At 61.3% G+C, this 1453-nt stretch carries 2 protein-coding genes and 1 pseudogene; 2 read left to right on the top strand and 1 reads right to left on the bottom strand.

The features are described from left to right. Nucleotides 1-79, bottom strand: a pseudogene (locus EN994_RS31175) (calcium-binding protein); the annotation flags it as partial. 217 nt (nt 80-296) lie between these two features. On the opposite strand from EN994_RS31175, the gene EN994_RS31180 reads away from it, so the two are divergent. Next, nucleotides 297-797: an FxsA family protein gene (locus EN994_RS31180; RefSeq protein WP_082826715.1), complete on the top strand. Its 501-nt coding sequence runs from the start codon at nt 297-299 to the stop codon at nt 795-797. 130 nt (nt 798-927) lie between these two features. Beyond that, nucleotides 928-1428: a protein-export chaperone SecB gene (gene secB, locus EN994_RS31185; protein ID WP_127308137.1), complete on the top strand. Its 501-nt coding sequence runs from the start codon at nt 928-930 to the stop codon at nt 1426-1428. Nucleotides 1429-1453 lie beyond the last annotated feature (25 nt).

Consider the following 1453-nt stretch of genomic DNA (forward strand, 5'->3'; position numbering starts at 1 on the left):
CCAGCACATTGCGCAGCTGGAAAAAGATGACCACCGCCGCAATCAGGAAGAAAATCGTGCCGAAGTCGAAGAATCCCATATCTTCCGCCAATCAATCCCTGCCCTGTGGCCGGACCATCAGGCCCAACGGCCGCGGTCGCATAGCGTTCAACATTCAAAGCATATAGAGCGCAAGGCGCAATCATTCAAATCAAAGGCAGGCATACCTATCTAACAGCCTCAGTGCCAGCGGCGATTGCCAGCTGGCGGCCAAAACAATCAAAACGGTCATGACGATCGAAAAAGGTTGGCAAGACTTGCGCATTTCGCTGCTTCCCTTCTTTCTCCTTGCGCTGCCGCTGCTGGAGATTGCCGGTTTCGTCATCGTCGGCCGCGAGGTCGGCGCGCTGGCGACGGTAGGCCTCGTGCTGGCCTCGAGCATCGCCGGCGTGCTTTTGCTCCGATACCAGGGTTTTGGTGTCATGGCCCGCATCCGCAACGAGATGGCCGCCGGCCAGAACCCCAGCCGCCACCTTGCGCACGGCGCCATGATCGTGGTTGCGGCGATCCTCCTGATCATCCCCGGCTTCATCACCGACATTATCGGCCTGCTGCTGTTTCTGCCGCCGTTGCGCGACTTTGCCTGGAGCCGGTTCAAGGGCCGCATTGTCGTCGCCACCGATTTCTCGACCGGCGGTTTTCGTGGCCGCCAGCGCGACAGGGTCATCGACCTCGAAGACGGCGACTATTCGCGCGAGGACGATCTGAAGCGCGGCCCGGATCACAACTCGCCGTGGCGTCGCCTGAAGGACGATTAGCGCGCCGTCCCATCTCCATGCCGCAGCCGGGAAGCAAGGCGGCAAACCTTGTCTTGTCATCCCCGCCATGGTAGCGAACGCCCGATTTCAATTCGGTCAGCGACGCTGCCCAGGCAAGAGGACAAGGCTTATGGCCAGCAAAGATGACGCGCCGGTCGGCGCAGCCAACGGAAACGGCAATGCGGCGCAGCCGTCGCTCAACGTTCTGGCGCAATATGTGAAGGACCTGTCCTTCGAAAGCCCCGGCGCGCCGAATTCGCTGCGCGGCCGCGACAAGGCGCCGGGCATCGCCATCAATGTCAACGTCAACGCCAACCCGCTCTCCGACAAGCAGTTCGACGTCAATCTGACGCTCAACGCCAAGGCGTCCTTCGACCAGGAAGTGCTGTTCAATGTCGAGCTGGTCTATGGCGGCGTGTTCGCCATCGCAGGCTTTCCGCAGGAACACATGCTGCCGATCCTGTTCATCGAATGCCCGCGTCTTTTGTCCCCGTTCGCCCGCCAGATCATCGCCGAGGCAACCCGCAATGGCGGCTTCCCGCCGCTGATGCTCGACCCGATCGACTTCGCGCAGATGTTCCAGCAGAAGCTGGCGGAGGACCAGGCGTCGTCGAAGGTCCAGGTGAGCTGAGGGCTGCCTGCCACGGATTGTGAAA

This window comes from Mesorhizobium sp. M7A.F.Ca.CA.002.09.1.1 (assembly GCF_003998555.1).
GTDB lineage: Bacteria > Pseudomonadota > Alphaproteobacteria > Rhizobiales > Rhizobiaceae > Mesorhizobium > Mesorhizobium ciceri.